The 25,092-nt window shown below is 61.8% G+C and carries 19 protein-coding genes and 1 pseudogene; 7 read left to right on the top strand and 13 right to left on the bottom strand.

Features of this window, described 5'->3' with window-relative positions; all coding sequences use genetic code 11:
- The first annotated feature begins 12 nt into the window (after positions 1 to 12).
- From AC5RUU_RS02605 to AC5RUU_RS02620, 4 genes are all read left to right on the top strand, one after another.
- Positions 13 to 1,437, top strand: a complete 1,425-nt coding sequence (locus AC5RUU_RS02605) for a sugar transferase (RefSeq protein ID WP_493973637.1) — start codon at positions 13 to 15, stop codon at positions 1,435 to 1,437.
- Between the two features lie 729 nt (positions 1,438 to 2,166).
- Positions 2,167 to 3,351, top strand: a complete 1,185-nt coding sequence (locus tag AC5RUU_RS02610; RefSeq protein WP_493973638.1) for a DUF4012 domain-containing protein — start codon at positions 2,167 to 2,169, stop codon at positions 3,349 to 3,351.
- 181 nt (positions 3,352 to 3,532) lie between these two features.
- Positions 3,533 to 4,138 carry an LPXTG cell wall anchor domain-containing protein gene (locus AC5RUU_RS02615; RefSeq protein ID WP_493973639.1) on the top strand — a complete coding sequence of 202 codons (606 nt, stop codon included), beginning with the start codon at positions 3,533 to 3,535 and terminating at the stop codon, positions 4,136 to 4,138.
- Between the two features lie 285 nt (positions 4,139 to 4,423).
- Positions 4,424 to 4,873: a VanZ family protein gene (locus AC5RUU_RS02620; protein ID WP_493973640.1), complete on the top strand. Its 450-nt coding sequence runs from the start codon at positions 4,424 to 4,426 to the stop codon at positions 4,871 to 4,873.
- 18 nt (positions 4,874 to 4,891) lie between these two features.
- Here the strand turns inward: AC5RUU_RS02620 and galU are convergent, their stop codons facing one another.
- From galU to AC5RUU_RS02635, 3 genes and pseudogenes are all read right to left on the bottom strand, one after another.
- Entirely contained in the window at positions 4,892 to 5,782 is an 891-nt protein-coding gene (galU, locus tag AC5RUU_RS02625; RefSeq protein ID WP_493973641.1) for a UTP--glucose-1-phosphate uridylyltransferase GalU, read from the bottom strand.
- 546 nt (positions 5,783 to 6,328) lie between these two features.
- Positions 6,329 to 7,108, bottom strand: coding sequence for an enoyl-CoA hydratase/isomerase family protein (locus AC5RUU_RS02630; RefSeq protein ID WP_493973642.1), 780 nt, complete (start codon positions 7,106 to 7,108; stop codon positions 6,329 to 6,331).
- Between the two features lie 28 nt (positions 7,109 to 7,136).
- Positions 7,137 to 7,873 (bottom strand): annotated as a pseudogene (locus AC5RUU_RS02635) (2Fe-2S iron-sulfur cluster-binding protein); the annotation flags it as partial.
- Positions 7,874 to 8,671: 798 nt separating this feature from the next.
- Between AC5RUU_RS02635 and AC5RUU_RS02640 the strand changes: the two are divergent.
- Positions 8,672 to 10,699, top strand: coding sequence for a hypothetical protein (locus AC5RUU_RS02640; RefSeq protein ID WP_493973643.1), 2,028 nt, complete (start codon positions 8,672 to 8,674; stop codon positions 10,697 to 10,699).
- A 3-nt stretch (positions 10,700 to 10,702) separates the two neighbouring features.
- On the opposite strand, the gene AC5RUU_RS02645 is transcribed toward AC5RUU_RS02640, so the two are convergent.
- The 9 genes from AC5RUU_RS02645 to AC5RUU_RS02685 form a co-directional block, all read right to left on the bottom strand.
- On the bottom strand, positions 10,703 to 11,482 hold the full coding sequence (locus tag AC5RUU_RS02645; protein WP_493973642.1) for an enoyl-CoA hydratase/isomerase family protein: 780 nt from the start codon (positions 11,480 to 11,482) through the stop codon (positions 10,703 to 10,705).
- 27 nt (positions 11,483 to 11,509) lie between these two features.
- The gene (gene paaE, locus AC5RUU_RS02650; RefSeq protein WP_493973644.1) at positions 11,510 to 12,751 is read right to left on the bottom strand and encodes a 1,2-phenylacetyl-CoA epoxidase subunit PaaE; all 1,242 of its coding nucleotides are present in this window, start codon (positions 12,749 to 12,751) and stop codon (positions 11,510 to 11,512) included.
- A 9-nt stretch (positions 12,752 to 12,760) separates the two neighbouring features.
- Positions 12,761 to 13,285 carry a 1,2-phenylacetyl-CoA epoxidase subunit PaaD gene (gene paaD, locus AC5RUU_RS02655; protein ID WP_493973687.1) on the bottom strand — a complete coding sequence of 175 codons (525 nt, stop codon included), beginning with the start codon at positions 13,283 to 13,285 and terminating at the stop codon, positions 12,761 to 12,763.
- A 5-nt stretch (positions 13,286 to 13,290) separates the two neighbouring features.
- The gene (paaC, locus tag AC5RUU_RS02660; protein ID WP_493973688.1) at positions 13,291 to 14,184 is read right to left on the bottom strand and encodes a 1,2-phenylacetyl-CoA epoxidase subunit PaaC; all 894 of its coding nucleotides are present in this window, start codon (positions 14,182 to 14,184) and stop codon (positions 13,291 to 13,293) included.
- A 50-nt stretch (positions 14,185 to 14,234) separates the two neighbouring features.
- Positions 14,235 to 14,705: a 1,2-phenylacetyl-CoA epoxidase subunit PaaB gene (paaB, locus tag AC5RUU_RS02665; RefSeq protein WP_493973645.1), complete on the bottom strand. Its 471-nt coding sequence runs from the start codon at positions 14,703 to 14,705 to the stop codon at positions 14,235 to 14,237.
- Positions 14,702 to 15,727, bottom strand: a complete 1,026-nt coding sequence (paaA, locus tag AC5RUU_RS02670; RefSeq protein ID WP_493973646.1) for a 1,2-phenylacetyl-CoA epoxidase subunit PaaA — start codon at positions 15,725 to 15,727, stop codon at positions 14,702 to 14,704. Before paaA ends, paaB begins: the two co-directional genes overlap by 4 nt.
- A gap of 285 nt (positions 15,728 to 16,012) precedes the next feature.
- Positions 16,013 to 16,324: a hypothetical protein gene (locus AC5RUU_RS02675; RefSeq protein WP_493973647.1), complete on the bottom strand. Its 312-nt coding sequence runs from the start codon at positions 16,322 to 16,324 to the stop codon at positions 16,013 to 16,015.
- Between the two features lie 212 nt (positions 16,325 to 16,536).
- Positions 16,537 to 20,946, bottom strand: a complete 4,410-nt coding sequence (locus AC5RUU_RS02680) for a beta strand repeat-containing protein (protein WP_493973648.1) — start codon at positions 20,944 to 20,946, stop codon at positions 16,537 to 16,539.
- 727 nt (positions 20,947 to 21,673) lie between these two features.
- Positions 21,674 to 23,203 (bottom strand): sigma-70 family RNA polymerase sigma factor, encoded by a 1,530-nt coding sequence (locus AC5RUU_RS02685; protein ID WP_493973649.1) that lies wholly within the window; start codon positions 23,201 to 23,203, stop codon positions 21,674 to 21,676.
- 543 nt (positions 23,204 to 23,746) lie between these two features.
- Here AC5RUU_RS02685 and AC5RUU_RS02690 point away from each other — a divergent pair.
- Complete coding sequence (locus tag AC5RUU_RS02690) at positions 23,747 to 24,025, top strand: hypothetical protein (protein ID WP_493973650.1); 279 nt, start codon at positions 23,747 to 23,749, stop codon at positions 24,023 to 24,025.
- 85 nt (positions 24,026 to 24,110) lie between these two features.
- On the opposite strand, the gene AC5RUU_RS02695 is transcribed toward AC5RUU_RS02690, so the two are convergent.
- A complete protein-coding gene (locus AC5RUU_RS02695; RefSeq protein WP_493973651.1) occupies positions 24,111 to 24,389 on the bottom strand; it encodes a hypothetical protein in 279 nt (92 codons plus the stop codon).
- A gap of 398 nt (positions 24,390 to 24,787) precedes the next feature.
- Between AC5RUU_RS02695 and AC5RUU_RS02700 the strand changes: the two genes are divergently transcribed.
- Positions 24,788 to 25,057 (top strand): hypothetical protein, encoded by a 270-nt coding sequence (locus tag AC5RUU_RS02700; RefSeq protein ID WP_493973652.1) that lies wholly within the window; start codon positions 24,788 to 24,790, stop codon positions 25,055 to 25,057.
- The last annotated feature ends 35 nt before the right edge of the window (positions 25,058 to 25,092 follow it).

Raw genomic sequence — 25,092 nt, forward strand, 5'->3', positions numbered from 1 at the left:
GGGGGTTGTTTGATGGACTGGCGGATTCGAACTTCGCGGACTCTGCGTTTTGTCGACGCGTTCGTGATCATCTGGGCTGTGTCTGGGGCATACGTCATTCGTTTTGGTTTCGAATCGAGCGCGGGAGAGGCAGACTTCGAGGCCAGCTACCTTTGGCTTTCCGTGGCGCTTTGTGCCGCTTGGTGGCTAATGCTAGGGGCTTGGAACAGTCGCCAAAGCAGAGTCCTCGGGTCCGGCCCAGATGAATACAAGCGCGTAGCGGCAGCTTCCCTGTGGCTTTTTGGCCTTGTCGCCATTTTTTCCTATGTTTTTCGCATAGATACGGCACGTGGCTACGTGGGCATCGCTCTTCCAGTTGGCCTAGTCGGGTTGCTCCTTGCGAGGTGGCTTCTTAGGCAGCATCTGAGCATCAATCGACAGGGCGGCTCCAGTATGTCGCGATTGTTGGTTTTGGGCGGTCCGGGGGCTGTCGCTCACCTTGCCTCCACTCTTATCGAAGCCCGTCACGCTGGCTATCTTCCCGTGGCCGCCTACATGCCCGGGGCGGACGCTAACTTGACCCGAGAACCAGAATCTGGGTTAGACGTTTTAGGGCATAAAGCGGACACAGGATCGATTTTGGATGCTATTGATCATTGTCAGGCAGATGCAGTAGCAGTCTCAGCCGGTGTCCAATTGCACCCTCAAACTCTGCGACATTTGGGGTGGGCATTGGCTTCCCGCAACGTCGGCTTAATTATGGCGCCCGCTTTAACCGACATCGCGGGACCGCGAATCCACACTCAACAAGTCGCTGGCCTTCCGTTGATCCACGTGACGACTCCGACGCTCGAAGGTGGACAGCGCGTTGCCAAGAGGCTTTTTGACATCTTTGCCGCCGGACTTCTACTTCTTGTGGCAGGACCTGCCATGGTCCTCATTGCCGCAGTCGTGAAGGTTTCCAGCCCTGGGCCTGTCCTTTTCAAGCAGGAACGAGTGGGCATTGAGGGCAAGCACTTTTACATGCTGAAGTTTCGGTCTATGGTTGTCGACGCTGAAAAACGCTTGGCAGCCCTTGAGAGCCGAAATGAGGGCAACGGTGTTCTTTTCAAGATCAAAAATGATCCCCGCGTCACTCCCGTGGGAAAGTTTCTCCGCAAGTACAGTCTTGATGAGCTGCCACAACTCTTCAATGTCTTGGCTGGATCCATGGCCCTCGTTGGTCCGCGGCCGCCACTTCCTAAAGAAGTTGCAGGCTACGAAAAGGATGTCCGTAGACGATTACTGGTCAAGCCCGGTTTGACTGGGCTGTGGCAAGTCAGTGGACGGTCCAACCTGTCGTGGCAGGATTCAGTTCGCCTAGACCTTTACTACGTCGAAAACTGGTCGCTGGCTGGTGACGTCGTCATCCTCCTGAAAACTGCACGTGCTGTCTTTCGTAGCACCGGCGCTTACTAGCTGATAACTGACCTTCAAACAAATCTGCCCTGCGGAAGGACAACAAAGATGACCAGTTCGGCGAATGACGAGGCAGCAAGCAATGTTCACACCTCCGGTAGAACGTGCAGCAGCGCCCGCAGGAGCCGACGCCGCCTGGTAATTGCCACGTTCGCCACGGCGCTCACCGTATGTTTATTAGGCTGGGCAGCCTGGCTCGGTTTCACAGCTTTGCGGGTCAAATCGGAACTAGAATCAGCTACAGCTCTCATTCCAACCCTGAAGGCGGAAATCGCAGCAGCGGACCAAACTCAGGCTGCCGCTACGGTTCAGAAAATGCGCGCACACACAGCTGTGGCTAAAGAAGAGGCTGGTCATCCGTTGTGGAGCTTGGCGTCAGCTGTGCCCGGAGTTGGACCCAACCTATCTGCAGTAGCTGAAACTGCCCGGTCCGCCGACGACGTAGTAAGCCTTGGTCTTTTGCCTCTGGTCCAGACTTTCAGCTCACTCAATTGGGACACCCTGCTACCCAGCGCTTCGGGAACAGATTTGGAGCCACTTAGGGCGGCTTCACCTAGTGTGTCTTCCGCGGCGTACGCTGTCAGAGCGTCTGCGGACCGCCTGAACGCAATTGACGCCACAAGTTTGTTGCCGCAAGTTGCTGAGCCTCTTCAGACTGGACGAGACCAGCTGCAAGGAGTCACAGCCGCTCTCGATACAGCAGCTGACGCGTCGAGAATACTGCCGGCAATGCTTGGAGCAGAAAGCCCTCGTAGCTACCTCCTGATTATTCAGAACAATGCAGAAGCACGGTCTTCTGGTGGAATACCAGGAGCACTGGCTGTGCTTCACCTCGACAAGGGCAAGCTAACTCTCGGCATGCAGAGTAGCGCGAACGATGTCGGTGTGATGTCACCGCCAATTCCAGTCGATGCGGAAACGCAACAGATTTACTCCGCTCGATCGGGAAAGTTCATGCAAGATGTCAATCTCTCGCCAAACTTTCCTACTGCTGCAGCGACCGCACGCGCGATGTGGGAGAAAAAAACTGGGCATCGTGTTGACGGCGTCGTTTCCATTGATCCCGTAGCACTTGGTTACATTCTTGGGGCAACCGGCCCGGTCAACATCTCAGCTTCCGAGTTCGAACAAGTCATGGCGAGCGGTCTCCCCACTGAGCTAAGCGCCGACAACGTGGTCCAGACTCTGCTGTCGGACGTATACGCTAAAATTGAGCAGCCTAAGCTGCAGGACGCATATTTTGCCACTGTTGCTCAAGAAATATTTGCTGCGCTCTCTAACGGCAAGAGCGACTCCAAGAGTTTGATCTCCGGAATTACTCGGGCAACCACAGAGGGCCGGGTGTTGTTGTGGTCGGATTCCACCGAGGAGCAATCGCTCATCGTCAAGTACCCACTGGGTGGCTCCATCTCTGGACCCAGCGTGCTTCCAGCCCAGTTCGGTGTTTACTTCAACGACGGCACCGGTGCCAAAATGGACTACTACGTCAGACGCACCGTTCAGTTAGTAAGAGAATGCCCAAGGGACGGCTACGAAGAAACAACTGTTCGTGTCACCAGCACTAACACTGCGCCGCCCGATGCCGCTTTTTCGTTGCCGGCGTATGTCACCGGTGATGGGAACTTTGGTGTGCCGCCGGGGTCAGTACAGACGAACATAGTGGCCTACGGTCCAACCCAGGCCAACGTAGAATCAGCCACGTTGGATGGGCAGAAAACGGAATTTGCGCCCTACATACACAGCAATCGACCAGTCGGAGTCCTGGCCATCCGACTGGCACCCGGCGAAAGTAAAACTATCGAATTTAAGTTCGGTAAAATAGTGCAGCACAGCGAACCTAACGTGGTTGTCACACCGACCGTGCAGCCCGTAAAGGACGTGACTTTGCCCACGCAAAGCGCAACTTGCGGCTGACTCTGATGGACAAGCCGTTAACACTATGTAAACCGACTGGATTGAGATTGCTCACATGGAAGAGCAGATGGTACGGTCTTTTTTGGGATATCTATCCGTAGTTCTGCACAGGGTCTCGTGCGGAGGGGAATACTCCCCAAAAATCGGGTACATCAAAACTTAAACGTCTCCGGGGGGACACATGAAGAAAACACTCGCAGCACTCGCACTTGCCGGTTCTATCGCACTCGTAGGCGCAGCTCCTTCAATGGCAGCCACCTACCCTGCTCTTCCGCCGCAGGCTGCCGTTTCGGATGGCACTGTCGGCCCGGGTGAAACCTTTGTCTTCAGCGGCCAGGGCTTCCTTGCAGGCGAAACCCTCACCATCACCGTGACGCCGGGCAACCCGCCGGCCGCAAGCGGCGCCAACATCGCAGGCGGTACGTCATTCTCGGCAAAGATCCCCGTCTTCCAGGCTCCGCAGACGCTGTCCGCAGTTGCCGATTCGCAGGGTCGCTTCTCCCTTCCCATCTCCATCAGCGAAGCAGGCACCTACTCCATCACGGCTACCGGTAACACCTCCGGTGTTGTCGTTGGTCCTGTGACGGTCACCGTTGCTGCATCCCTGGCCAACACCGGTGGCAACGCCGGTGGCGCACCGCTGGCAAACACCGGTTCCGGCCTGGCCAACACCGGCGCTGACTCCGGTCTGGTCCTCTGGACCCTGGTTGGTGCCGGCGCACTGGCCGCCGGTGCAACCTCCGTAGTGGTTGTTCGCCGCCGCGCCAAGGCAGAAGCTGCTGCCTAACAGCTTTATCTAGCTAACACCGAAGAAGGTGGGTGCTCTCCGGAAACGGAGACCACCCACCTTCTTTGTTTAAGGATCGACAGAGTCCGGTTTAGACAAACCCAACCACCGGCTTGTGGTATCAATTAGGCATGGGGAGACATTGGCGCAGAACACCTTTGGAGTTCGACTTCTCCATGCCTCTCCCCCGCCCTCAGGTGCTCCGCTACGTGCTTCTAGGACTGCTGGCGGCCGCCGCCCTGGCAGTAGCTGCAATGGCCCTGCTGCGGACCTAATGAGGGCGATTTGAAGCCTCTCCATAATCAGCTGTTCTGGCGATCGATCCTCGCCATGATGCTGATCCCGCTTGCCTTTGTGGCTTTTTGGCCGAGCCCGATAGATCAACCTGTACAAGGGCAACTGGCCGGTATCCTGAACTTCCTTCACCGCCACGGAATTCCCCGTTGGTTCAACTACAAATTCGTGGAAGCATCCGCCAACGTTGCCCTGTTCGTTCCGCTGGGATTTGTAAGTTCCCTTGCATTCCAGGAAAAGCGCTGGTGGCAGATTGGCGCCCTGGGCCTGCTGGTTTCCGGTTGCATGGAACTCGGTCAGCTCCTGTTTCTTCACAACCGCTTTGCAAGCCCACTTGACCTCGTGACAAACACGTCAGGGGCTGTCATCGGCGCGCTGCTGGTGGCCGGCGCGATTAAACGGGTGGAGGCCCGCAGCCTTTTAGCAGCGGACCTCCAATAGTGCCTAAAGGGCTAAAGGCTAGTTGACGAAGGCCTTCATCCAGGTCTTCAGGTCCTCGCCGAACTCCACCCGCTCGGACGCGAGGGTGATCACGGCCTTGAGGTAGCTCAGCTTGTCTCCGGTGTCGAAGCGGCGGCCCTTGAAGACCACGCCATACACGCCGGAGCCTTCGCCTTCGCCGGCCGCCAGGGTCTGCAGTGCGTCGGTCAGCTGGATTTCGTTGCCACGGCCCGGCGCCGTGTTTTCCAGGACGCCGAACACGGACGGGTGTAGCACATACCGTCCGATGACGGCCAGGTTGGACGGAGCGTCACCCGCAGCCGGCTTTTCCACCAGGCTGTTGACGCGGACGTAATCCTCGCCCTCCACAGCCGTGATGTCTGCACAGCCGTACGCACTGATCTGCGAGGGATCCACCTCAATCAGGGCGATCACGGAACCGCCGGTCTTCTGCTGCACCTCCATCATGGTGCTCAGAAGGGTCTCAGCCTCATCGATGAGGTCATCGCCCAGCAGGACGGCGAACGGCTCGTTGCCCACGTGCTGCTTGGCACACAGCACCGCGTGGCCCAGGCCCTTGGCCTCGCCCTGGCGGACGTAATGGATGGGACCCAGCTCGGAGGCGTACTGGATGGACGCCAGCCGGCCCTTGTCGCCCTTCTCCTCCAATACGCGCTCTAGGCCCGGTGCGCGGTCGAAGTGGTCTTCAAGGGCGCGCTTGCTGCGGCCTGTGATCATCAGAATGTCGTCGAGGCCGGACTTCACGGCCTCCTCCACCACATACTGGATGGCCGGACGGTCAACCACCGGCAACATTTCCTTCGGCATTGCCTTGGTGGCGGGCAGGAAGCGAGTTCCCAATCCGGCAGCAGGAATGACGGCTTTGGTGATAGCTCTCCCCATAGTCATAGGTGAACCTTAGTAATCAGCAGCGGCCAAAGGCAATTCTCCGCCGGTGAACTTCGGCTCACCCTTCACCTTAAATCCCCTCGCTGGCCTGACCCGTTCCGCCACGGGTCAGGGAGCACCTATGTGCCCGGCTGCGGGCCGGATTCGGCCGAAAAGGTAGTTCCGCCTTCATCCGTCACCATCTGGTCAGATTCCTCCAGGCCTGTCGACGCGGAACAATCATCGCATCGGCCAACAAATTGGTGGGGGCAGGCTGCGAGGTTGGTGCCGTCCCCTGTGGATAATCTGATTCGCATGGGTTCCGCCGTTCCTGAGTCGATCCCGGCCCGCCGGGGACTCATTGTTTCAGCCGCCGCGATGGTGGTGCCGGCGAAGTTCTGGAGTGGGAGCCGTAGCCGCGAACGCCCTCTCCTCGCCGGCACCTCCAGTGAACAACCAACTGAAGCGCGAAACACGAGTATGTAATACCCGTTCCTGCAATCCGACCGTACCTACCTAAACCGGGGAGGCGGTACCTACCTATGCCCTATCGGGGTTTCGGTGGATTCAACCTCGAAATTGGGGCTCACGCTTTTCCTGGAATGCCCTGAATCCTTCGGCATAATCGTCGGTTTTGCAGAGCCTCGCCTGCTCCGTGTTTTCCTCCTGCATGGCTTCCCACAGGCCCAGGCGCTGGTCACGGATGTGCGCCACCAGCTCCTTGCTGGCCACAAACGCACCCGTCGCCCCCTGGGCCACCCGGCCCACAATCTGCCGGGTGCTCTCCAGCAACGAATCCGCCGGCATCGCCCGGCTGAACAACCCCTGCGCCACAGCCTCGGCCCCGCTCATCAGCTCGGCCGTGTAGATCAGGTCCAGCGTCCGGTGCATGCCCAGCCGCTCGGTGAAGTACCAGTGCCCGCCCGAATCCAGTGTTGCCCCCAGCTTGGCGAACGGCGACCCGAACTTCGCGTTCTCCGCCACGTACACCACGTCCGTGGCCAGCAGCAGCCCCAGCCCGACGCCCAGGCAGGCCCCCTGTGCGGCCGCGAAGGTGGGCGCCGGGAAGGACGCCATCTTCTTCAGCAGCGGCTCCACCAGCCCGCCCAGGTACGCGGCGGCGTCATCGCTCTCCGGCGTCACGCCCGAGATGTCCCGGCCCGCGCAGAAGGCGCGCCCCGTCCCCCTCAGCAGCAGCGCCCGCACCTCACCGCGCTCGGCGGCGGCAGCAGCGTCGTCGTACGCCTGCCTCAGCTCGTTCAGCGCCTGCTCGTCCAGCGAATTCAGCTTGTGCGGCGCATCCAGGACAACTTCGGCCACGCCGCTGCTGATGGAAAGGGAAATCATGGGGCTCCTTCGGTGGGACGGTCAAGACTTACACGTCGAAGTCGAGGGTGACTTCCTTGCTGGTGGGGTGGCTCTGGCACGTCAGCACGTACCCCTTGTCCAGCTCATCCTGCTCCAGCGCGTAGTTATCGTCCATGGTCACACTGCCGGTGACCACCTTGGCCCGGCAGGTGCCGCACACTCCCCCGGCGCACGCGAACGGCACGTCCGGCCGGACCCGCAGCGCCGCGTTGAGGATGGACTCGCGGGCGTGCGTGGGGCTGGCCACCTCGCCCTGCAGGCCGTCCAGCTTGAACGTGATCTTGTACGTCTCCTTGGACTCGTCCACCACCACGGGACGTCCGGCGTGCCCCTCCGGCCGGTCCGGCTTGCCGGACGTGAACAGCTCGAACCGGATATTCTCGGGCTTCACGCCGCGCTCTGCCAGGGTGTCCCGGCACAGCTGCACCAGCTCGAACGGCCCGCACAAAAACCACTCGTCCACGTCGTCCGCGTGGATGGCGGTGCCCAGCAGCTGCTGCAGCTTCTCCGCGTCGATCCTGCCGCTCAGCAACGGCGCGATCCGCTGCTCGCGGGACAGCACATGGTGGATGACCAGCCGCTGCGGGTACTTGTCCTTCAGGTCCGCCAGCTCCTCCAGGAACATCACGTCCATGGCGCCTTGTTGGCATAGATCAGGTCGAACCGGGACTCCGGGTTGGCGGCCAGCAGCGTCCGGGCAATCGCGATCACCGGGGTGATGCCGCTGCCGGCGGCGATGGCCACACGATAGGAGCGAACCACAAGGTAGCTCGAATGGATCAAAGGAAACGCGTTGCACCATGGCTGTAAATGGCGCCGGTTGTAAGCACCTTCACAAGGCTTTGAAACTGGACGAAGGGGGCAACGGTCTCTCTGTCTTCGAATTACTCCCGAGATGCGGCACATCGCTCCTGGGATAGTGGCTGGATTATTTTCCCGGCACGGCTGACGGGCAGCTACCTGCAGAGCCCTAACCATACGACTGCTAGCGCTGCGGCTGAATTGGCTGCGGGCATTGTTCTTCTGAAAGATTGCGCGCAAACTAGTCAGAATATCGCCGCAGGAACTATGAGGTCGGTAGCCGTGACTTGCATCGGGCGGGACATCAAACTTATCCGCAACACGGATGGGATCTGCCGAACCCAAAGGCACAAATGTAACAGTTGTCAGTTGGTACTTGTACTATTCCTGCTCGTATGGGGCGTGACAGCATGTGACTTGAGTGAGTCGGCATCCACCGCTCCCAGGACTAGCACTATTCCTATAGACCAGCAATCCGTGTGCGCTGTTGCCGCGGAACTAACAGCATCTGGAAAACCCGATCAAGCTTTGGAGTTGATCAAGAGTCTCCGGGAGAACGGGCCGGCAAAGCCTCCCTCATCATCTCCGACCAGCACACCGACAGTTGAAGCGACACGCACTCCTGTCCCAACTTCGACCGACGGGCAACAGGTAGTGACTGCCCCAGCGTTAGCTCCGCAACAACCGACGACGTCTGACATGCCGACTCCCCTGGTCCAAGCCACCGCATGTCAAAAGGAAATGGTAGCCGCAATTCGGGCCAAGGGAATTGGGCAAAAGCCCCTCCAAACACGGGTAGACACAATTAAGGGGTTTCCAGACGACTGGATTGCCAATTGGACTGCCCCATTCACTAGTCATGCCACCATTTTCTTCGGGATGCTGTTCGGAAGTGTGCTGCTGGCACGCCTGCTGGCAGGAACCGCAATTGTTTCCAGAACAAGGTTTGGTTTCGTTTATCCGCCTTTTCGGATCCTTTTGGGCTTCCTTGGAATCGCGTTGGCGGTGGCCGGGTCATACTTTTTTGTCGCCGAATGGGCAAACACCCTCGACCCCGTGGATGTCTCGACCACTCAAGCACCTCACGTCGGTGCCATCGCAACATGGCTCGGGTTGGCTTTGACCGCAACTGTCATAGGGTCAGTCCTCCTCGCTTACCTCCTGGCAAGCAGACTGCGGGTCTCTGTAACCATCCGGGATAAGTCGGGCACTCCTAATGACACCGCGGTAGATACGGCAGTGGCTTACATGACAGATCTTGGGGCATCTCGCCCCCGGGGCTTACAAATCCCTCGTGCGTCCGACGTCACAGCACTGTCAGGTGAAGTCCTTGTCGGCACACCGACAAACAAGATCCTTGCAGCCCTCGACAAAGTCGTTCGGGCAACCTTCCTTTTTGTGCCCTGGGCGGTCACCATTGACGAAACTGGTGAGGACGCCATTGCAGTGGTTATCACTAGGAATGGTTGGGTCAACAAGGCTGTGACCTTCAGTGAGAGCGAGCTCGGGATAGCTGATCCCAGTCTGACCTCATCAGCGTTATCGAAAGAAGGAACACGGCCCTCCTCTCCCTTCGAAGGACGACATAAAGTGGCAGCAGCCGTTGTCATTGCTACCCTCGCGACGAAGCATAGAGGCTTCGAAGGGCTATGCGGGGCTACGCAATGGCGCAGTATCGGTTTTCACTACATCGCTACTACAGACCTAGAGCAGAATCCGGAAAAAGCGGTGGCTTTGCTGACTAAAGCTGTAAATGCGGATCCTGGGAACTTGCCCGCCGAGCTGGCTCTACAGTATTACAGGTTCAGGAAAGCTACTACCGAGCAATCGTTGCTGGTGTTCATCGATTGGCTGGACACCGCAATCGCGCGATGCCTAGTGGCGGACGAGGAAACGAGGAAGGGGTACACGCATATCTACCGCCGGATGCTCCTGAATCATATCGTCGCCCTACTCAATCTGAACAGCCTTCAGAATCTGACTCCGGCTCAAAAAAGGAATGCGAAAAAGTCCTCGGTTCGACTGCTGACCAGTTTGGCTCACGAGCCGCAGGACAGTGACGATCCTCTTCTGCTCAGAATGCGTCAGAGCGCGGCGAGTGCTTACAAGTCAATTATGGATTTTGGGTGGACGGGGCCGACCGCTTGCGATGCGGAAGCATTTGAGTGGCTCAAGGATGCCAAAAAATCACTGGCGCCCATCGCTCGCTACAATGAAGCGTGCCGTCTGGCAACTATGAAGGTCAAGGATCTTGTTGCGCTGGAACGCTCGTTGGAGGTAGCTGTGATGGATCCGACGTTGCGCGAATGGGCCCCTCTGGACCCGAACCTTCGAGAACTTCACAACCACAACTGGTTCCGCAAACTTGTGGGAGCTGTCCCCCGATCCAGCTACTTGGATATAAAACCCTTCAGCGCATTCGGAACGCAACTGAAATCCGCAGGCCTAAGCACTCCCGCTCAAATCCTGGCAGTCGATTCTTGGCGACTGAAAGCGCTTTTGGGCGTACCCGACTTACAGGCACGAAGACTTCTCCGCCTTGCTGGAATGGCACGGGCGGTGCATGAGGCGCCATACCTCGACCTGCGCACTTACGGGTTGGAGGTACTGGAACTGCTGGTCGACGCGGGCGTCGGAAGCCCGGCCGACGTTAAAAGCGATAAGGATACCTTGTCGGCTCTAGTCAAAGACTTCGAGCGGCGGTGCCTGGTCAAAGTCTCACATATCGTGATGAAACGCTGGTTGAGTCACCTCGCACTTTCGGCCTGATGTTTATCCTCGAAATTGGGGCTCACGCTTTTCCTGGAATGCCCTGAATCCTTCGGCATAATCGTCGGTTTTGCAGAGCCTTGCCTGCTCCGTGTTTTCCTCCTGCATGGCTTCCCACAGGCCCAGGCGCTGGTCACGGATGTGCGCCACCAGCTCCTTGCTGGCCACAAACGCACCCGTCGCCCCCTGAGCCACCCGGCCCACAATCTGCCGGGTGCTCTCCAGCAACGAATCCGCCGGCATCGCCCGGCTGAACAGCCCCTGCGCCACAGCCTCGGCCCCGCTCATCAGCTCGGCCGTGTAGATCAGGTCCAGCGTCCGGTGCATGCCCAGCCGTTCCGTGAAGTACCAGTGCCCGCCGGAATCCAGCGTTGCCCCCAGCTTGGCGAACGGCGACCCGAACTTCGCGTTCTCCGCCACGTACACCACGTCCGTGGCCAGCAGCAGCCCCAGCCCGACGCCCAGGCAGGCCCCCTGTGCGGCCGCGAAGGTGGGCGCCGGGAAGGACGCCATCTTCTTCAGCAGCGGCTCCACCAGTCCGCCCAGGTACGCGGCGGCGTCGTCGCTCTCCGGCGTCACGCCCGAGATGTCCCGGCCCGCGCAGAAGGCGCGCCCCGTCCCCCTCAGCAGCAGCGCCCGCACCTCACCGCGCTCGGCGGCGGCAGCAGCGTCGTCGTACGCCTGCCTCAGCTCGTTCAGCGCCTGCTCGTCCAGCGAATTCAGCTTGTGCGGCGCATCCAGGACAACTTCGGCCACGCCGCTGCTGATGGAAAGGGAAATCATGGGGCTCCTTGGTGGGACGGTCAAGACTTACACGTCGAAGTCGACGGTGACTTCCTTGCTGGTGGGGTGGCTCTGGCACGTCAGCACGTACCCCTTGTCCAGCTCATCCTGCTCCAGTGCGTAGTTCTCGTCCATGGTCACACTGCCGGTGACCACCTTGGCCCGGCAGGTGCCGCACACTCCCCCGGCGCACGCGAACGGCACGTCCGGCCGGACCCGCAGCGCCGCGTTGAGGATGGACTCGCGGGCGTGCGTGGGGCTGGCCACCTCGCCCTGCAGGCCGTCCAGCTTGAACGTGATCTTGTACGTCTCCTTGGACTCGTCCACCACCACGGGACGTCCGGCGTGCCCCTCCGGCCGGTCCGGCTTGCCGGACGTGAACAGCTCGAACCGGATATTCTCGGGCTTCACGCCGCGCTCTGCCAGGGTGTCCCGGCACAGCTGCACCAGCTCGAACGGCCCGCACAGGAACCACTCGTCCACGTCGTCCGCGTGGATGGCGGTGCCCAGCAGCTGCTGCAGCTTCTCCGCGTCGATCCTGCCGCTCAGCAACGGCGCGATCCGCTGCTCGCGGGACAGCACATGGTGGATGGCCAGCCGCTGCGGGTACTTGTCCTTCAGGTCCGCCAGCTCCTCCAGGAACATCACGTCCATGGCGGCCTTGTTGGCGTAGATCAGGTCGAACCGGGACTCCGGGTTGGCGGCCAGCAGCGTCCGGGCAATCGCGATCACGGGGGTGATGCCGCTGCCGGCGGCGATGGCCACGAAGCTCGCTTCCCCGTTGGAGGCGACGTCCCCCGCCAGCTCCTCCGGGTTGTTCATGGAGTTCATGCGGTTCTGCTCCACAGCCTTGCCGTCCCGGCCGTGCCTGGACACGAACGCGCCCATCGGGCTCATCACGTCCAGGGTGTCCCCCGCCTTCAGCTCAGCGTTGGCCCAGGTGGAGAACAGCCCACCCAGGTCCTTCTTCACCGCCACCCGGATCTCGCTGCTGCCGTCCTCGAAGCTGCGCGGCTCGGCGCAGATGGAGTAGCTGCGGCGCACCTCGTGCAGCTCGCCGGACTCATCCGGCAGCTTGGTGCGCAGGGCCACGTACTGGCCGGGCAGGTAATCGAAGTGGCCGGCGAGCTCCGCCGGGACGTGGAAAGAGACCTCGATGGCATCCTCCGTGAGCCGGCGCACCTCCTTCACCGCGAGGGTGTGGAAGGACGGACGACGGCGGCCGGTGGCCTGCGCCTCTTCGGCGGCGGTCTGGCGGACAACAGGCATGGGGCTTCCTTACAGGACTTTGAAGTAGTCGAACGGTTCCTTGCACTCCTGGCACACATACAGCGCCTTGCAGGACGTGGAACCGAAACGGGTGAGTTCCTTGGTGTTCAGGCTGCTGCACTGGGGGCACTTCACGGCCAGGCTCAGGCGGACCGGGCCGGCGTGCCGGACTGCCGCCGACATTCCCGACGGCGGCGCGATGCCGTACTCCTGCAGCTTGGCTTTACCGGCCTCGGTCATCCAGTCCGTGGTCCAGGCCGGGGCCAGGGCCAGATTAACCTCGACGTCGGTGTACCCCTCCTTGGCGAACGCAGCCTTGAGGTCGTCACGGATGGCGTCCATAGCCGGGCAGCCCGAGTACGTGGGGGTGATGGTGACTGTCACTGTTCCGTCCTCCCCCACCTGCACGTCCCGGAGGATTCCCAGGTCCTCGATGGTGAGGACGGGGATTTCGGGATCGCAGACGATGGCGGCGATGTCCCACGCCGTTTGCCGCGGCGTCCGGGTCCGGGTTTCGAAGTCCGAGATGTACATGGCCGTCACCAGCTGGCTCCGGGATGCTCGCGGGCCAGCACCTGCATCTCCGCGAGGATGTAGCCCAGGTGCTCCGAGTGCTTGCCGTGCCGGCCGCCGCCGGGGGCCGGCGGAACGTCCGGGACCTCCAGCTCGGCTTCGGCCAGGACTTCGCCGGTGAGCCGGTCGAAGTCCTCCCGCAGGCTGGAAGGCGCGACGGCGGCGCCCGCCTCCGCGAGCCGCTGCGTCAGGTCGTCGTCCTGGAACAGTTCGTTGACGTACGGCCACATCATGCGCAGGCCGTGGATCATCCTGGTCCGCGACTCCTCGGTGCCGCCGGCCAGGCGAAGGATCCACTGGGCGCTGTGGTCCCGGTGGTAGTCCACTTCCTTCACGGCCTTGGCGGCGATGGCGGCCAGCGTTTCGTCCGTTGACTCCGTGAGCCGGCGGTACAGCTCGAACTGGTAATAGCTCACGATGAACTGCCGCGCGATGGTCGCCGCGAAGTCGCCGTTGGGCTGCTCGAACAGCTGCACGGAGCGGAACTCGTGCTCGCGGCGGAAGTAGGCCAGGTCATCCTCGGATTTATCCCAGGCCCCGCCGGCGTAGGTCAGAAAGCTGCGGGCGTGGCCCAGCTGGTCCAGGGCGATGTTGCCCAGGGCCACGTCCTCCTCCAGCTCCGGGGCGCGGGAGATCCAGTGGCCCAAGCGCTGGGCGAGGATCAGGGCGTCATCGCCCAGCCCCAGGGCGTACTCCGCGACGTCCTCTGACGGTTTCACGAGACCGGTGCGGACCTCGAGGGCGATGTCCTCGGGGCGGAGGGCGTTGCCCGGGGTGATGCGGGTGGCGCTGGCGTTGGAATCGCCGCCGGCGACGCCCGTGGAGATGTCGCCGTGACCGGTCTCGTTTGCAGGGCCCACGCCGGCGAGGGACCCGCTGCGAGCTTGCGAGCTGTGGGAGCCGGTGGGGATCACAGGTGCTTCACCCCTTCACTCTTGGTGTAGTACGTGGCGTGCCGGTAATCCTTGCCCTGCGGCGACTCGAAGAAGGCACCCTTGGAGTCGGGGTCGCTGGCGGCGATGGCTTCCGCGGGGACAACCCAGATGGAGACGCCCTCGTTGCGGCGGGTGTAGAGGTCGCGGGCGTTCCGCAGGGCCATGGCGGCATCCGGTGCGTGAAGGGAGCCTGCATGGACATGGCTCAGGCCGCGGCTGGAGCGGACGAAGACTTCCCAAAGGCCCCAGGCGGAGCGGTCTGCGGAGGTGGCCTCCGCAGCTGCTGCCGGTTTAGTCCCGCCATGATCAGGGCCCATGCCTGCAGGGGTTTCCGGCCGGGCTTGCGAGGCCGGGGAGTCGGTGGGGACGGGCGACGCCTTCGGGGCCTCGCGGTTGATCTCTGCGGCCGAGCTTGCCGGCTCTTCCGGGTTCCCGTGGGGACTCATGCTGCGTATTCCTTCGTCTTCGTTGACTGTTTCGCCCGCTGTTTGTCCGCATAAGCTGCGGCTGCCTCACGGACCCAGGCGCCGTCGTCGTGCGCTTCCCTGCGGCGCTCAAGGCGCTGTGCGTTGCAGGGGCCGCGGCCGGCCAGGACTTCCTGGAACTCGTGCCAGTCCAGCGGGCCGTGTTCCCACTTTTTGGTGTCCTCGTTGAAGCGGATCTGGTCATCGGGGAGGGTGAGGCCCAGGACCTTGACCTGCTCCACCATCATGCCCACGAAGCGGCTGCGGAGTTCGTCGTTGCTGAAGCGCTTGATGTTCCAGGCCATGGACTGCTTGGAGTTGGGCGAATCGTCGTCCGGCGGGCCGAACATCATCAGGGCCGGGGCGTACCAGCGGTTCACGGCGTCCTGGGCCATCTGCTTCTGCTCCGGGGTGCCGTTGGAGAGTTCAAGGAGGATCTCGAAGCCCTGCCTCTGGTGGAAGGACTCTTCCTTGCAGATGCGGACCATCGCGCGGCCGTAGGGTCCGTAGGAGGCGCGGCACAGCGGGACCTGGTTGCAGATGGCGGCCCCGTCCACCAGCCAGCCGATGGCGCCCATGTCTGCCCAGGTGAGCGCGGGGTAGTTGAAGATGCTGGAGTAGCGGGCCTTGCCGGCGATGAGGTCGTCCATCATCTTGTCCCTGGTTTGACCCAGTGTTTCGGCTGCCGAGTAGAGGTACAGCCCGTGGCCGGCCTCGTCCTGGACCTTGGCCATGAGGATGGCCTTGCGCTTGAGGCTGGGGGCGCGGCTGATCCAGTTGGCCTCCGGCTGCATGCCGATGATTTCGGAGTGGGCGTGCTGGGAGATCTGGCGCAGCAGGGTCTTGCGGTAGGCCGCCGGCATCCAGTCCTTGGGCTCGATACGTGAGTCCTCGGCCATGACGCGGTCGAAGTGGGCCTGGGCCTCCGCCTCCAACTGCTCCTGGCGTTGCGCCTGTTCGGCTGTTGGCTCAGCGGGCACTGACTGCAGGTTCTGCGCTGCCATGGTTGCTCCTATGCAATGACCTTCCGGGACGGGCGGAATTATTTACCGACCGTTCGTTCAGGATATGCGGAAGCGTTTCGGGCCGTCAAGCGCAGGCACGCTCTCTCACCTCCTGCGCCCTTCCCGCCGACGCTCTCTCACCTCCTGCGCCCTTCCCGCCGACGCTCTCTCACCTCCTGCGCCCTTCCCGCCGACGCTCTATCACCTCCTGCAGACTTTCCAGCGTGAACGGAACCCCCAAGGGTCTTTTTGCCGCCCCTGGGCTGCTGGCCCATTGATGTGTGGTTATGCGGTCAGCAGCACGGAGGAAGCAATCCCACTGTCACTGTGCGATTTCACCGGGTGAATGAGCTCTGTAGCAGCCTCAAGCATCGCCGCGACCCATTGTTCTATTTCAGTTGCTTGGGCGCGGCTGATGTACGTCCCGCTGTCCAGGCCAGTGAGGATCGCCACTGGTTCGCGGCCTTTGGCGCCCGGTCCTGCGTACAGCGTCAGTTTGCCTCTGTTGATGCCGGCGACCGAAAGGCAAAGCTCCGTTCTTGCGGCAAGGGTTGATTCCCATGATGCGATGGACGCGGGGGTGTAGGTCTTAATCATCGTCTCTCCTTGTGCGGATACACGAAAGCGGCGGCCGGGGGGTTGTCCGGGGGGACGTTGTCCGGTCGCCGCTCTCGCGCATCCCGGGCTGGCCGGGAAGTCTTGGGTGGCAGTTCTTCTGCCGCGGGGAAACAGTGCCCGGGAGAGCGGGATAACAGGTCCCGGGCACTGTTTCGGTTCAGCCCTTACTGTCTAAGGACTACGTCAGCTCCTTATGCTCGACGGCGGCGGAGGACCAAGGCCAGAGCCAGCCCTCCGACAAGGAGCAGGACTCCGATGCCGCCTGCCATGAATGCGACGCCACCGGTGTTAGCCAACGGTGCGCCGGTGTTGGCCAGCGGTGCGCCGTTATCCTTCTTCGTAACAGGGGTCTCGGTCGCATCCTCGGGTGAAAGCGCTGCTCCGCCGAGTCCGAACGCCTTGGCGCTGGCCACGTTCTGGATCGGGTTTCCGGAGGCCAGGTCAGAACCCTGTACCTTGTAATCCGCAGCGCAGGTCACAGACTCACCAGGCGCCACTGTGGTGGCAGGGCAGGTCACGGAGATGCCGGCGGTGTTCAGCTTGGGATCATCGATCTGAAGATCCTTCAGCGTCACGGTGCCCGTATTGGTCGCCTTGAAGGTGTACCCGATGATTTCTCCGGCGTCGGCTACGCCGTCGCCGTCCCCATCACGGAGCACGTTGTCCTTTTCGAGCTTGAGCGCCTGCATCACGTGCGCACCAGTGGACGTGGTATCCGGTACGGAAACCACCGGTTCCATGCCGTCCGGCGGAGTGCCGGCCGCGGTGGCCACGTTGTCCACAGAACCTGCATCAACGTCGGCCTGGGTCACCACGTACTGCTCGTCTGCGGCGCATGTTGTCGAAGCACCCGGGGCGAGGACGGTCTCCGTGCAGGTGACTGCTCCAGCCTTCGGGTCATCGACGCGAACGTCAGTGATGGTCACGTTGCCGGTGTTGGTCACGGTGAAGGAGTACTGGATGGTTTCGTTTACGTCGGCCAGCTTGTCGCCGTCGCCATCAAGCAGTTCCGCGTTCTTCTCGATCTGGAGCTCAGCGGCACGGGCAATGGTGGTTGTGGTCGAATCCTCGTTGGAGAGGACCGGCTCATTGTCCGGGTCGGTCCCCGCTGCGGTAGCAACGTTAACAACCTGTCCGGCATCCATGTTTGCCTGCGTGATCACGTACAGCTCGTCAGCCGAGCAGTTGGTTGACTCGCCCACGCCGAGCTCAAGCTCTTCGCAGGTGACCGCCCCGGCGATCGGATCGTTGAGCTGGATCTCGCGCACAGGGACGTTGCCGTCATTGGTTACGACGAACGTGTACTCGATCGTGTCACCCGCATCAACTGTGCCGCTGTCGTTGGCGTCGAGCGGATCCCCGGCGCTCTTGTCCAGCGTCAGAACCGGAGCCTGTTCCGTAACGGGAGTGTTGGTTGAGTCAGGGTCTGACTCCACCACTCCGGCATCGGGATCGGTACCGGTTGCGTGGGCGGTGTTGGTGACAACGTTCGCCGTCTCATCACTGGCCGTGATGGTGTACACCGCGTTGGCGGCGCAATCGGTAGAGGCCCCAGGCGCCAGGACGGTGGCCGCACAGGTTACCGCTCCGGCAATCGGATCAACAACCGCAACCGAGCCGACCGGCACGTTTCCGTCGTTGGTAACCCGGAACGTGTACTGAATGGTGTCGCCGGCGTCCGTGATCCCGGAGTTGTTGACATCGACAGGTGCCGCGGCCGTCTTTTCGATGACCAGGGAGGGGTTGGGCAGCTCCACTTCAGTGGTGGTGGTGTCCGGCACGGAAGTGACCGGACCGCCGTCGGGATCGATACCGGTGGCAGTGGCTGAGTTGTCCACTGAACCATCGATCTCGTCTGCTTCGGTCACTACGTAGACCGCGTTCGCGGAGCAGTTGGTGCTTCCGCCAACGGGCAGTTCGGCTGCCGCGCATGTCACTGCTCCCACGAGGGGATCAACAATGGCGATGTTCCGGACAGGAACGTTGCCCGTGTTGGCGACAGTGAACGTGTACTGAATGGTGTCACCGGCGTCGGTGATCCCCGAGGAGTTGACATCCACGGGAGCACCGGCGACTTTGTCGATGGACAGGGCCGGAGCGGGAGTCTGCACGGGAGTGGACGTTGTGTCTTCTTCCGAATTGACCGGGTTGTCGTCAGGGTCAGTACCCGTACCGGTGGCGGTGTTATCCACGGATCCCTTGGCCTCATCAGCCTCGGTTATGACGTACAGATTGTCTGCAACGCAGTCGAGGGATCCTCCTGCGGGCAGGGATACGCCTGGCGCGAATGTGGGCGTGCTTGGCGTGCAGGTAACATTACCGACCAGCGGATCGTTGACACCGACGTCGTGGAGCGCCACGTTGCCGGTGTTGATGATCCTGAACGTGTACTCGATGGTGTCACCGGCGTCGGTGATCCCTGAGTTGTTAAGGTCCGCCGGTGTTCCGGCAGTCTTTTCAATAACCAGGGCAGGCCGGGGAACCGTCACTTCAGTGCTGGTGCTGTCAGGGCCGGACACCACGGGATCGCCGTCGGGATCCGTACCGTTTGCGGTGGCGGTGTTCTCAACTGATCCGGCAACCTCATCAGCTTCGGTGACTACGTAGAGAGCGCTGGCCGCACACTCAGTCGATTGCCCCGGGGCCAGCGTGCTTTCCTCGCAGCTGACCGTGATGGAGGGGGTCAGCCCGCTGAGCAGGTCATCGTCGACCACAATGTCGGCCACGGGTACGTTGCCGTTGTTGGTGACGTTGAAGGTGTACTCGATGGTGTCGCCGGCGTCCGTGATTCCCGAAGCATTGACATCAACGGGCACCCCCGCTGCCTTTTCCAAGACCAGCAGGTTCTGCTGGGCGGTGACTACGGTGCGCGTGCTGTCCTGGTTCGATGCAACAGGGGCATTGCCGGGGGTCACGCCGTTAGCGGTGGCAACGTTGACGACCTCGCCAGCCGCTTCATTGGCGGCGGTGATCGTGTACGGCTGATCCGCAGTACACGTTGTGGCTGCCGCCGGAGCCAGGGAGGTTGCCAAACAGGTAACACCGATGGCAGGGGCCTGACTGCTCAACAGGTCATCCGAAATGGAGAGGCCGGTGAGAGGGAGGTTTCCGCTGTTTGTGACAGCAAAGGTGTAGAGGATGGTGTCGCCGGCGTCGGTGATACCGGAGTTGTTCACATCCACGGGCGTGCCCGCGTCTTTTTCCAGCGTCAGTGCCGGTGCAGCCGGAATATCGGTTGTGGTTGAGTCGTCGTCGGTGGCGTCGGGGAGCCCGGCAGTGGTTCCCGTCGCGGTTGCGGTGTTATTGACTTCACCGGTGTTGACGTCGTTCTGGGTGAGGACGTATGGGGCGGCGGTGCAGGTGGTAGTGGCGCCTACCGCCAGGGGACCTGCAGGGCAGGTAACGGTGCCGAGCAGCGGGTCCGCTACTGTGACGGTTTCCAGCGGCACTGTGCCGGTGTTGGTCACGTCAAAGGCGTACGTCACAGTGGAACCGGCCGTGTTCCCGGTGGGCGCTTCGGCGCGTTTGTCCAGCGTCAGTGCGGTCATCTGGGCGGCGTTCGTGAACGTGCAGACGATGGCCACGCCATCGGATCCTGCTGCCGGCATCGTGAACTCGCCGCTCGTGCCGGTTCCGCTGGTGATGGTGGCACCGTTGTTCTCGTTAATGCACGTCCAGCTTGAGGCATAGCCGGCAGCAGTCGGGCTGCCCGGGGTGGTTCCGGAGCCGCTCTCGGAAATGCTGTACGTGACGCCCGCGCGGCCGAAGACTGGGCCCGCGATTTCAGCAGGCTGAGACTGCAGTCCGGGGTCGTCACCAGCGGTGGTTCCTTGGATGGCCGACGGGAGCGTGCCACCGCTGAGGGTGACCGTTGCCTGGTGGCCAGCCGAAACGCGTCCGTTGGGGAAGTTCTTCTGCACCGTAATGGTGTTCGGGGTGGCGCAGGACCCGAGGTCGACGGAGCCCGTCTGCGAGAAGGGCTCGCTGTTGGTCACCGCGCCGGTGACGGGATCTACCTGGCGCAGGGTATTGGAACTGCCGAGGTAGAGCATTCCGTCACCGCCGAAGGCGATGCCGTTCACCGGCTGCGGGGTGGCGACGGCAACCATTTCGCTCGCGGTGACGGCGATCGGCGTGCCGGAGGTTGTTGGGAGCTGCTGCTGGATGACTGCAAGGATGCTCTGAACATCCCCACCACCGACAACGTAGAGGCGACCCTGCCTGTCGAAGGCCCAGTCACCGTTGGCACCGGCGTTGGGGATGTCTCCGCTGGCCACCAGACCAATTGAGGTGTTGGTGGCGGTGTTGAAACCGTAGATCTGGATGCTGTCGCCGCTAAACCCGCCGTAGTAATAGAACCCGGTATCAGGATTGATAGCGCCGTGCGTGACAGGTGTCCCTGCTTCGCCTGCGCCCAGGGCTGACGTGGTTTCAGTGGCACGGTCGTGGCGGTACACGGTGCGTCCGTTGTTGCCGGTGTTGGGCAGTACCCCGAAGGCGGCGCTGCCGTCAGCGGCGATACCCAGGCCGTTGAGGTTCTGGGTGGAGCCCGAGATGTTGAAGGTGCCGACGCTGGTCTGGGTGCCGGTGGCAGTGTCCACCTGCCAGAGGTTGCGCGGAGCCGCGCCCTGAATTGAATACACCGATCCGCAGCTCAAAGCCTCGGCGGCCGTCGCGGGAGCGGCTGTAACAGCGACGCTGCCCGCGCTCAGCATTCCGGCTATCAGTGCGCTGCTAGTGAGCAGCCCCAGCCCGCGGCGTTTACGCTGCCCGGCTGCATGAGTTCCTGGACGTTGCTTTGTTCGCTGGAGCGCTAGCATTGAGGCCCTCCAACTGTTGTCTTTGGCAAAGATGGCGCCGGGTAGGGACTTAGCGTCCTGCCCTCGGAGCGGTTATTGACGTCAGCCAATTGCTGCACCCCTTACAAGGTGTCGGTGAAACCAGGGTTTCTGGTTCCAAGGAATCCGGGATGCATCGTTGGTCCGTGAACGGTGCGCAAGTGCTCTCCCCCATTTTTCAGCGGTGTGCGAAGACCGCCCTAGATATCCGTTTACGCACAGCCTCGGATCCCGCCGGGACCCGTGCTGGATCTTGACCCGTATTCGGTCCTGACCTCCTTCAACTCACGCCGGGGCCACGTGGCACGGCTGCTTTGTGAATAGCCAAAGAGCAGGCATTGTCTGAGAACCAATGAGCTTTTCGGCCTGGGAACCCGCCTGGGCGTCCCCTCTTAACACCGCGCACGAATAAAAACATGACGCGGTGACGTTTAATTTTTTTCTGCTACTTCTGCTCAGACTCTCGATGCGGAGGGCCGAGCAGACACCTCTACAAGCACAACCACCACTCAATCCGGATGACACAGCCCGTACTGGGCTGGGTTGGTGTTGGAGCGACAGGCGTCGTGACTGGAGGGGAAGTCTGCGACGGAACACCCGGGGTGGAAGTGGGCAGAGCCGGCGCCGGCAGCATAGTACCCGTGGGAAGTGGCACAACCGGTGGAACCGGTTGTGCCGTGACGGGTGGCACTGACGGCAGATCCGAGGGAAGGTTGGGAGGAAGCAGCTGATGCTCAGCCTCTGTAGCGGCGGCAGTGCGGGGATCGGGACCGGCCCCAGGGATGGCCGCGGAAGCCTGACCGGCAGCGAAACGAGTCGCAGCCTCTGGAGCATGGAGCGGTAGTTGGGAAGATAGCCCTGCTTCCGGGATATCTGCCGGGGCCGGTTCCGACGCTGGTTCCGGGGACGGGGACTGCGTGGGGTTGCCGCCGGGGACAACAGCGGCAGCCGTCATAGCCTGTGATGAGGGAGCCGGACTTCCTCGGAGGCCGGGTTGCAGGGATTTGATGCCGGTGGCTGCAGCCATCGCGATGACAACGGCGGCAGCTGCGCAGGCCAGCCCGCCTGCCCACACACCGAGGTTCATGCCCCCGGCGTGCAGACCCGCGTAGGATGCAGGGTCAACGGGGTGCATGACTGCAGAGCTGCCAACGAAGGGCGAAGCCGCAGGGATTCCAAGGAACCATGGTCCTACAGCGCGTCGCATAGTGGACCGGGTGTCCTGCAGTTCCCCGACGGCGACAGTACATTTGGGGCAGTGGTCCAGATGCTTCCGTAACCTGGCATCCTCGGCAGGCGTCAGTTCGTGGAGAACGGATTTCACCAGCAAGGGAAGCACCGGTTGGCAGTCCTCGTCCGCGGAGGACAGGGTGTACGCCTCGAGGTAGGCTTTACGCAGTCCACGCCGGGCACGCACAGCTACAGCCGAGACTGCGTTAGGTTCAATTCCTAGCAGAGGTGCAACGCGGCGGGGCGGATGGCCCTCAACGTCCAGGTGCCACAGCACTGTCTGCCAACGCACGGGGAGCGAAGCGAACGCGGCTCCGGCAAGGTTTCGGTCGTTTTCGTTGAGGACGTCCTCGTAACCTTGGTCATCTGCCGGCAACTCCTCCGGTTCCCGGACCAGATCCTGCCGGGACTGGGCCTCCCACTGATCAGCAGCGCAGGTCCTCACAGCCCTTAACAGATAGGGGCGGAAGGGGCCGGTGGGTCCATTCCCGCGCTGGATGGCGCGTACTACTTTGTAGAACGCCTCGGAGAAAACATCGTCCGCGTCGAAGCTGTTGCGCACCAGGCTCTTCGCATAGTTCTTCACCCCGGGAGCGTGCCTTCGGTACAGTTCCTCGATGGCTGCCGTGTCGTTGGCCTCAACGCCCCTGACGAGATCCTCATCCGCGGCCGTAGTCGGATCAACCGTTGGAGGGGCGGCGTTTGCCGTACCTGCAGCCCCGGCAACGTCGCGGAACTGATCTTGATTTTCGGCAGCCTCAAAGCCGCCAGATTCGTCTGTCATACACATTTCCCCCTTGCGGACCCAACCGCATAAACACTGTCGCGGGGACGAGCTTCACAGTCTGGTCCCTTTTCTAAAACTCGCTCGACGGCGAATCGTGACGCGCAGCAGGGAAAAATTTTACAAGTTTTACAAATCCTTGTCTCAGCGTCGCAAAACTATACTGAAACTGTTGATTGAGTCCGTCCGTAGGATCCTACAATCCGGGCGCAGCCGGCTGAACTGCGAAGACGTCCACCATCTGACCAATGAGGACTCGCGCGACGGGCATCGCCGCTTAAGGAACCTACGCTCCGGCATCGCAAGCCAGGGGAATTTCGGGCCTTGATAATGCCGCGGGCCTTGCCGATGGCAGTCTTGTGGTCCAGCGCGGCGGAAAGGTCGTCGACCGCAGCTCAGCGGCCGCCACCCCACCCCGAAGCCCACGGCTAAAAGTCGACCCATCCATTCGGGCTACCGCTACGAACAGCAACTGGGATCGGCTCTTTGCCGCCTCCCGCCGGCCGTGAACACAGCTGGCGGGGCCCAGCTAGCAGGAGGTCTACAAACATGAGCGCGAACTGCACCCGTTTTCTTACCGAATGCATCACCTGCAACCCGGAGAAGCATTCCGGCCTGCGCGAAGGCGAACTGTATGGGGTGTACCTGAGCTGGTGCCTGCTCAACGACGAAAGGCCTTGCTCAGACACGTCACTCTGGGCAGCCCTGAGTCAGCAGGGGCATCATGAGAAACACCCCGCCGCAGGACAGCGGGTTTGGCCAGGGCTGTCAATGACCGGCCCCGCCGCGGTGGACTACATTCTGGCGAGCCAGCCCAGCTTGCTTTAAGCGCCATGGTGTCCGGCACTTCCCGAAGCAAGGGAATGCCCTGGTTTCCGCGCCGGACGGACGTGCAACTTGTCCCTGGCGTGCGCTACTTTTCCGCTAAGTCGTCCGCGACGCGGCGAAGGTCCTGGACCCAGCCGGTTGACCGGCTGGGTCCACCCACACCAGCTTCAAAGTTCGCCAGCGCTTCCGCCATGAGTTCCAACGCTTGCGAAATGTTGGCCCTAACAGCCGCATAGCCCTCATCGGAGCGGGGGTCGGTTGAAGCGGATAACAGCAACTCGGCACCGGACTTGATGACCAATGAGGCCTCGTACTCGTTCACGCCCACACCCCGCGTCTTCCCGTTGTTCCCAAATTCGGACACTGCCCCGCGCGCCCAACCTTACCCCTGGTGCAGCTGCTCCGGAGGGAGCCGAGCGGATACGGCGGATCTCTGACAGATCAGAAAAGTCCCATCCCACTGAGACTCCAAGGAGGCCGCCTCCCTGGGGTATTGGAAGGCCTAGCCGAAGGGCGCATAGTTGGACGATGAACAGTCCTTACACCCGGGGCGGCTCCGTCAGCTGCGGGGCCTCCCGGGAACACATTGAACGAGCACTAATGAATCATGGGGCGACGGACGTTCTTTTCAGTCAGCGTGGAAACCTCAGCGCCATCGCATTCAGGGGCGACGGAAGGCAGTTCCGGATCGTGGTTGCATTGCCGCAGCCGGATATTGCTCCGGCACCCGGAAGAGATAAAGCGGACGGCCACACTCGCGAAGTGAGCGAAAAATTCCTGGAACGCGACAGGCGGAGGATGTGGCACGCCATGGTTCTGGCAATAGATGCCAAGCTGGGAGCAACGGCGGCAGGCGTTGCCACCCTTGAGTCTGAATTCCTGGCGCACGTTGTTCTCCCCGGAAACCGCACTGTGCTCGACGAACTAAAACCTGTCATCGACTCTGCATACCGGTCCGGGCTGCGTCCCTCGTTCCGCGAAGCGGCCCCGTCTCCGCCCCCCGCAGAGCGCCATGGTGCTGCAAAGCCCTGACGGCTAAGAACTTCTCCTTCGGTCAAGCCCTTATG

The sequence above is a fragment of the Arthrobacter sp. K4-10C genome, from assembly GCF_059090085.1.

What these genes read in the sequence shown, in the direction of transcription:
- AC5RUU_RS02605 (WP_493973637.1), top strand. Translation starts at nt 13, where the DNA reads ATGGACTGGCGGATTCGAACTTCGCGGACTCTGCGTTTTGTCGACGCG.
- AC5RUU_RS02610 (WP_493973638.1), top strand. Translation starts at nt 2,167, where the DNA reads ATGCTTGGAGCAGAAAGCCCTCGTAGCTACCTCCTGATTATTCAGAAC.
- AC5RUU_RS02615 (WP_493973639.1), top strand. Translation starts at nt 3,533, where the DNA reads ATGAAGAAAACACTCGCAGCACTCGCACTTGCCGGTTCTATCGCACTC.
- galU (WP_493973641.1), bottom strand. Translation starts at nt 5,782, where the DNA reads ATGACTATGGGGAGAGCTATCACCAAAGCCGTCATTCCTGCTGCCGGA.
- AC5RUU_RS02630 (WP_493973642.1), bottom strand. Translation starts at nt 7,108, where the DNA reads ATGATTTCCCTTTCCATCAGCAGCGGCGTGGCCGAAGTTGTCCTGGAT.
- AC5RUU_RS02640 (WP_493973643.1), top strand. Translation starts at nt 8,672, where the DNA reads ATGGTAGCCGCAATTCGGGCCAAGGGAATTGGGCAAAAGCCCCTCCAA.
- AC5RUU_RS02645 (WP_493973642.1), bottom strand. Translation starts at nt 11,482, where the DNA reads ATGATTTCCCTTTCCATCAGCAGCGGCGTGGCCGAAGTTGTCCTGGAT.
- paaE (WP_493973644.1), bottom strand. Translation starts at nt 12,751, where the DNA reads ATGCCTGTTGTCCGCCAGACCGCCGCCGAAGAGGCGCAGGCCACCGGC.
- paaD (WP_493973687.1), bottom strand. Translation starts at nt 13,285, where the DNA reads ATGTACATCTCGGACTTCGAAACCCGGACCCGGACGCCGCGGCAAACG.
- paaB (WP_493973645.1), bottom strand. Translation starts at nt 14,705, where the DNA reads ATGAGTCCCCACGGGAACCCGGAAGAGCCGGCAAGCTCGGCCGCAGAG.
- paaA (WP_493973646.1), bottom strand. Translation starts at nt 15,727, where the DNA reads ATGGCAGCGCAGAACCTGCAGTCAGTGCCCGCTGAGCCAACAGCCGAA.
- AC5RUU_RS02675 (WP_493973647.1), bottom strand. Translation starts at nt 16,324, where the DNA reads ATGATTAAGACCTACACCCCCGCGTCCATCGCATCATGGGAATCAACC.
- AC5RUU_RS02685 (WP_493973649.1), bottom strand. Translation starts at nt 23,203, where the DNA reads ATGTGTATGACAGACGAATCTGGCGGCTTTGAGGCTGCCGAAAATCAA.
- AC5RUU_RS02690 (WP_493973650.1), top strand. Translation starts at nt 23,747, where the DNA reads ATGAGCGCGAACTGCACCCGTTTTCTTACCGAATGCATCACCTGCAAC.